Source organism: Tenacibaculum geojense (assembly GCF_042676005.1).
Lineage (GTDB): Bacteria > Bacteroidota > Bacteroidia > Flavobacteriales > Flavobacteriaceae > Polaribacter > Polaribacter geojense.
Genome location: NZ_JBHTJR010000042.1, coordinates 55824 through 62013, shown reverse-complemented (window position 1 = coordinate 62013; position 6190 = coordinate 55824). Strand labels below are relative to the sequence as shown.

The 6190-nt window shown below is 28.4% G+C and carries 9 protein-coding genes; all 9 read right to left on the bottom strand.

The features are described from left to right. Positions 1-38 precede the first annotated feature (38 nt). On the bottom strand, positions 39-560 hold the full coding sequence (locus ACFQ1U_RS07255) for a hypothetical protein (RefSeq protein WP_386106825.1): 522 nt from the start codon (positions 558-560) through the stop codon (positions 39-41). After that, complete coding sequence (locus ACFQ1U_RS07250) at positions 554-1159, bottom strand: hypothetical protein (RefSeq protein ID WP_386106823.1); 606 nt, start codon at positions 1157-1159, stop codon at positions 554-556. Before ACFQ1U_RS07250 ends, ACFQ1U_RS07255 begins: the two co-directional genes overlap by 7 nt. A gap of 209 nt (positions 1160-1368) precedes the next feature. Beyond that, complete coding sequence (locus tag ACFQ1U_RS07245) at positions 1369-1977, bottom strand: hypothetical protein (protein WP_386106821.1); 609 nt, start codon at positions 1975-1977, stop codon at positions 1369-1371. Between the two features lie 17 nt (positions 1978-1994). Next, positions 1995-2198, bottom strand: a complete 204-nt coding sequence (locus ACFQ1U_RS07240; RefSeq protein WP_386106833.1) for a M23 family metallopeptidase — start codon at positions 2196-2198, stop codon at positions 1995-1997. A gap of 241 nt (positions 2199-2439) precedes the next feature. Continuing rightward, positions 2440-3339, bottom strand: a complete 900-nt coding sequence (locus tag ACFQ1U_RS07235) for an SH3 domain-containing protein (protein ID WP_386106819.1) — start codon at positions 3337-3339, stop codon at positions 2440-2442. Positions 3340-3343: 4 nt separating this feature from the next. Next, the gene (locus ACFQ1U_RS07230) at positions 3344-3961 is read right to left on the bottom strand and encodes a L,D-transpeptidase (protein WP_386106816.1); all 618 of its coding nucleotides are present in this window, start codon (positions 3959-3961) and stop codon (positions 3344-3346) included. Positions 3962-4313: 352 nt separating this feature from the next. Beyond that, complete coding sequence (locus ACFQ1U_RS07225) at positions 4314-4901, bottom strand: hypothetical protein (RefSeq protein ID WP_386106814.1); 588 nt, start codon at positions 4899-4901, stop codon at positions 4314-4316. 17 nt (positions 4902-4918) lie between these two features. Next, positions 4919-5425, bottom strand: coding sequence for a M23 family metallopeptidase (locus ACFQ1U_RS07220; RefSeq protein ID WP_386106812.1), 507 nt, complete (start codon positions 5423-5425; stop codon positions 4919-4921). A gap of 127 nt (positions 5426-5552) precedes the next feature. After that, a complete protein-coding gene (locus tag ACFQ1U_RS07215) occupies positions 5553-6182 on the bottom strand; it encodes a hypothetical protein (protein WP_386106809.1) in 630 nt (209 codons plus the stop codon). Between the last annotated feature and the right edge of the window lie 8 nt (positions 6183-6190).

Below are 6190 nucleotides of genomic sequence, written 5' to 3'. Positions count from 1 at the left end.
GCTTTTTCTTGCGTAAACTGTTATTCATAAAATAAGTCTTATTGGTGTAAACTTATTTTAGGACGGGACACTTGTAATAAAAAAGCTCCTATACCATCCTCCCCTCCTGTACTGTAAGTAAATTCAACCTTTTTAAATGGCATAGTGATATTTTTTTGCCAAAAAAAACCTGTCATCGTCAATAAACCGTCTCTTCTATTAAGAATATGTTCTTTATAGGGCTGAGTAAAACCATAAATAATAAAAAATATAGTGAGCAAAAAAGTAAGAACCATAAAAAATTTATCTGCTCCATTTAATGGTTCATCTGAAGGCCAAATAAATATTAAAAAAAAACATAAAGATACTCCACCTCCTATTAATGTTGTTCCCCAACGATCATGTTTGGTAACAATAAAATCTTTATTTATTAACTTATAACTCTCTTTAGAACGTTTGGTCTTTTCATATATCTTATATTTTTTATGTAATTTCTTTTCAACTCTATGGTAGTATTTTTTTAACTTTTTAGAATTTTTATAATTTTGATGCGTAACCTTTCTCGTATAATCTTTTACCATGGTTTTTCAGTTTTTAATTCGGCTAACGTATCAAAAACTACTTCTTTATTTTGATCTAAACTACTTTGATATAAGCCTGCACTTAATGTTTTTACGCGCATTTTTGCTCCCAAAAAGCGCTCTTCTCCACCCAAAGGATATGGAAAATGCATACTATAGGTATCATCTATATGTAAACGCACCGCAAATAGTACTTCAGAATGTAGGCGTATTTTGTCTCGATGTGTTCGTGGTACACTAAATTCTACTTGCAAGGCTTCCCCTCCTTGTGAATCGTATATTTTTTCGGCTTTTTTCACATTCATTTTAACAGGATTCCCGTTTTTTATACCCTCTTCATAAAAGTAAGCATAAGGTTCTACTTGATTAGGATTACTAAAAAAACGGCTAAATACCATTTTTGCATGAAAACGATGTGCTGATCGTATCGTTGTTGTTGTGCTTATTCCATAATGACCTCCAGATGATTGATAGCTATCTTCTTCAGGCTTAATAGGTGTAAAAGCGATTTGCTTACATACAATATAATCAAATAATTTTGCCTGTGCATCTAATGGGTTCATTAATGTGTCGTGAAAATCTTCGTCTGCTAGAGGCATTTTTCTTTTTACGATGTTTTTCTACATATTTTTTTTCCCTTGTAGTATAATCTTCTATTTCGCCATCTTTTATTTTATCCCAAAAACAAAGTTCTTTTATTTACACTAATCTAAAATAAATAACCACAAAGTTTAAGGACTATGGATTGTATTTTTTGTTAACTAAGTATAAGTTAAAACTTACTCCAACATGAAAGACACAAACACCTCTAAATACCATATCCCATATTCTCAACTTTAATACCTTCAACAGGAATCTCAATAATCTTTTCTGTTTTGCGATCTGCTCTCCAAGCTTTTAATATTTTGGTTAAAAACTCTTCTTCTTCATATTTAGCAATAGCTATTATTTCTTCATCCTGCATACCATCTTTATAACAGAAAAAAGTACTTAAACGGTTATTTTTATTAGACAACAACATCTCGTCTTGAAGTTTTAAAACGTCAATAACAACTTTGTCATTATTATGCTTTTTAAGAAATACTAAAAAATCAACCGTTTGACTATTTGAATTGAAATACCCCAATGAAAAATTCACATTAGAATCAGGTTCTATATGTATTCCTGTTGAACTATAATCAAGAGAATTAAAAGGTTTAATACTCTTCACATATTCTAAAGTTTTACCTATAAGAGGCGATCTAAGAGTATCTCTAATTTGTTTTTGGCTTGTATATGATTGATTTACAGGACTTACAATTTCAATCTGACGCTTATTTTTAGGTATTTGTTTTTTTTCTGATTTACAGTTAAGAAAAAAAAGGCTAATACCAAATAATAATAAAAAATACCGCTTAAAATAACTCACTATTACCATAATTCACTTGGTTTAACTCAATCTTGTTTGCTACTAGTTTCTATACCAGAAGGATCTAAATTTATATAATTTTCTAAAAGTTCATAAGGTGATATTCTAATACCACTTCTATCTTTAATACCAAAATGTAAATGATTCATCTTTTTACCTTGATATGAATTTCCAGTAGAACCAGTATAACCTATAATATCTCCTTTTTTTACTTTTTTTCCTTTGGAAATATTTTTTGCAAGCTCAACATCAATAATATTATTATCTATTTCTAAAAAAGTACCGTCAAAAGATATTTTATATGTTTCATTATTGTATGGATCACTAAAAACACTTCCTAAAGAGGAATAGTTTAACCAACCCTTATTTCTGAATTTTTAGTAAAAGAAAAGGTAAGATTTAGAAGGTAAAAAAACCACAGCTATAAAAACTGTGGCTTATATTTTTTGAACTTGTAAAGGTGACTTGAAATTAAAAACCTCTATAAATATGTCTTTTAATAAGAGTCTTTCCGTCTATTATAAAAATAACTTCATAACCTTCAGAAGCTCCAGAGCCTCTTAAATAGATAATTATTTCATCATCGCTTTTTTTGTACACCTTAGCACTTGTCAAATTGGGTTCGAATAAATATTTTAATTTTTGTTTTTTAATACTAAAAGGTCTGTTATTTATATCTCCTTGTATTCTACTAAGCTCATATTTAGGCTTTCCAATAGCTCCAAAAACTTTATATCCTCCTTCAGGTACAATTTTCACAAAGTTATTTTCTTCAGAAATTTTATAATCTCCAATGGTTACTTCTTTTCTGTTTATTTGAACTTTAACATTCTTATCTTCAAATAAAATTGAGTTTTCATTTTTTGTTATCTCTTTAATTTTAGGATAATTATACTCTCTTAAAAAATAAGGAGAATTCTCATTTAGGGTTTCAATTTTTACTATTGTATCCCTATCAAAGGAAAAATCAGTTGGATCTTCTGAATTTATTTTTAAAAAAATTAAAGGCTTTGAATCAACCCTTTCAATTCTACTTTTGTGGACATAACCTTTTAATCCTGTTTGAGTAGTTACAGGATACCAATTATTATTAACATCTTCATTATAATGGAAATAACTTCCTTTAAAGATTTTACCTACAACATCAGACTTTGAATTAGGATTACTTCTGATATTAGTATATCCATCAGGGTCATTTATGAGTCCAATCAAATTATCATTTGAAAGTTTTTTGTTTTTTTTAGGCTCAATTTTTTCAACAAAATCTACCTTCTTAGTTTCTGCTTGACCTAAATTATCTTGCTTTTTTTCCTGTTTACACCCACTAATGATTAAAAATAGACAGAATGTAGTTATATACCTAAAAATCATACTCTTATTGTGTTGCACTTCTTTTACCTCTTGATTTATCTTTTATATCTTTTTTAAAGTCATAAAATTTATATACATCTTTAATATCTCCATCGTAATCTTCTATATAGCAGTAAATGGTTTTCCCCTCATTTTTGAGTTTTGTGTAGAGTTTACCTAATTTTTTCATTTCATCATTATAAACTCTTATACAACCATAAGTTCCCATTAATTTTCCTTTATCCTCTAATGATTTTTTATAATATCCAGAAGTATGTCCGCAGTGAATTGCTATTCCTGCTCTACCTTTATCTGTAGCCTTTTTAAATTCACCTGTTAAACCTGATAAATATATTATACCTGAATTACCATAACTCCATTCTCCTTTGTGTGCTGTTGAATTATAATTTGTACTGGCTTTTCCAGTAGGTGTATCACCATTACCGCCTCCTGTTAATCTATCTTTATTTGAACCTCTAGCTAAAGAATGTGTTTTAAATAAAATACCTGAACTATCAAACACAACTAAAGGACCTTGTAAATCTCTATCTTTTGGAGTAATAACATTAATATATACCTCGTTAGATTTAGCAGTAAATTTATTATCATAGGTATGATTAACTCCTCCCGTAATCAACTTCATATGTTCGACAAAAGCAATGGGATGAAAATGGTAAATACCAGCACTACTACTTGGAAAAGCTCTTGGAGTTCTTTTCGCATCTATCTTGGCAAAGGCTTCTTTTAGTTGCTTTTCTTCTATACCTTTTTGTATGCTAGAGGCATTTTTCTTTTTACGATGTTTTTCTACATATTTTTTTTCTTTAGTAGCATAGTCTTCTATTTCGCCATCTTTTATTTTATCCCAAAAACAAAGTTCTTTTATTTACACTAATCTAAAATAAATAACCACAAAGTTTAAGGACTATGAATTGTATTTTTTGTTAACTAAGTATAAGTTAAAACTTACTCCAACATGAAGGACACAAACACCTCTAAATACCATATCCCATATTCTCGACTTTTATACCTTCAACAGGAATTTCAATGAACTTTTCTTTTTTACAATCTGCGCGCCAAGCTTTATAAATTTCTGTAAAAAATTCTTCCTCTTCATCTTCCTTAGCTATTGCAACAATTTCTTCATCTGATTTACCATTTTTATAACAAAAATGATGATTTAAACTATAGCTTTCATCTTTTAATATCTCTTCTTTTGTTAGGTCTAAAACATCTAGAATTTTAAATTTATTCACCTCAGAACTTAAACTTTCCTCGAAAAGAATATAACTGGGTATACCTTCTTTTACATGAAAAACACTAACTGTAAATGTTTTACCGTTTAACTTACCAACTACAGAACCACCAGGGTGATAACAGTTCTTAAGTTCATCTATTTCTTTTATATTACTGTATGTTTTACCTTTTAATTTGTCTTTTAAAGTATTATTAGTTTTTTGTAAGTTTTCGTTCGTTTTTACTGGTATAGAAATGTTATTATCAATATTTGATGTAGATTCTTTCTTTTCAGTTTTGCAACTAAAAAAAAGACTAAATAATAACAGTATAATATAATTTTTCATGTTTGTTGTTTTTGTATTTACCACTGATTACTAGGAGTTTTACCATCTTGTTTTTTATTGGTTTCAACACCAGAAGCATCTAAGTTAACATATTCCTTAAACATTTCATAAGGTGAAATACGTGCTCTATCTTGGTTTCTAATCCCAAAATGCAAATGATTATTATCTTTTGGTTGTAATGCATTTCCTGTAGAACCTGTATAACCTATAATGTCTCCTTTTTTTACTTTTTTTCCTTTGGAAATATTTTTTGCAAGCTCAACATCAATAATATTATTATCTATTTCTAAAAAAATACCGTCAAAAGATATTTTATATGTTTCATTATTGTATGGATCACTAAAAACACTTCCTAAAGAGGAATAGTTTAACCAACCCTTATTTCTGAATGTTTTACTCTTATAATCATTACAGAATCTAAATTTTTCTTCTTTAAATTTAATTAAATGTAATATTGAAAATGATATGTTTTCCCATTGTATTTTCCTGTTAGTTGTGTGATAAATCCAAAATTTTAAAACCAAACAAGCATTCTCTTAAAAACAACAAACCCACAACAAAACTGCCGTGGATTATAATATTTTCTTACTCATACCGCTAAGAAGTCGGGAGACTTCGAAGAGAGTAGGTGTCTAAACACATACTTAGTGTTTAATAATCCTCATTAACCACCGTAATACCAGATATATCTTTGACTTCTTCAAATTTACCTGTTCTACGATTGGCTCGCCAAACCTTATAAACATTGGTCATTACTTCAGATTCTTCGTATTCTACTAAAGCTAGTAATTCTGGTGCGCGATTGCCATTTTGTAAAACATCTGTATAAATATCAATATCTTTATTAGGAAACTTCTTAAATATATCAGTCTCTTTTTCAATATCTAATACATCAATTATTTTGCAAGGAAATTTTTCATCTTCATAGGATTGTTTCAATATAAGATGAGTATTATGGTTTTTCTCATCTTCTTTTTTACCATTGATTCTAGTAATACCAAATATTTTACCATCTAAAATATGCTCATTTTGATAAGTACTTCCAATTAAAAAACCACCAGGTATATAAAATTTTTCAAATTCAGAGGAACTAAGATAACTACAAGTCTTTCCAACAAGTTTTTCTTTTAAGTCTTTAGATTCTTGTTTTCGGTTAATATTAATAGAATCAATAGAAGTTATATTATTAGCTGCTAATGGAACCGTAGGAGTGTTTTTTTTGTCTGATTTACAACTGAATAAAAGCAAAACAAAAAATACATTAAATACAAAATATTTCATAATTTAAA

What these genes read in the sequence shown, in the direction of transcription:
- ACFQ1U_RS07235 (WP_386106819.1), bottom strand. Translation starts at nt 3,339, where the DNA reads ATGATTTTTAGGTATATAACTACATTCTGTCTATTTTTAATCATTAGT.
- ACFQ1U_RS07230 (WP_386106816.1), bottom strand. Translation starts at nt 3,961, where the DNA reads ATGAAGTTGATTACGGGAGGAGTTAATCATACCTATGATAATAAATTT.
- ACFQ1U_RS07255 (WP_386106825.1), bottom strand. Translation starts at nt 560, where the DNA reads ATGGTAAAAGATTATACGAGAAAGGTTACGCATCAAAATTATAAAAAT.
- ACFQ1U_RS07245 (WP_386106821.1), bottom strand. Translation starts at nt 1,977, where the DNA reads ATGGTAATAGTGAGTTATTTTAAGCGGTATTTTTTATTATTATTTGGT.
- ACFQ1U_RS07250 (WP_386106823.1), bottom strand. Translation starts at nt 1,159, where the DNA reads ATGCCTCTAGCAGACGAAGATTTTCACGACACATTAATGAACCCATTA.
- ACFQ1U_RS07225 (WP_386106814.1), bottom strand. Translation starts at nt 4,901, where the DNA reads ATGAAAAATTATATTATACTGTTATTATTTAGTCTTTTTTTTAGTTGC.
- ACFQ1U_RS07215 (WP_386106809.1), bottom strand. Translation starts at nt 6,182, where the DNA reads ATGAAATATTTTGTATTTAATGTATTTTTTGTTTTGCTTTTATTCAGT.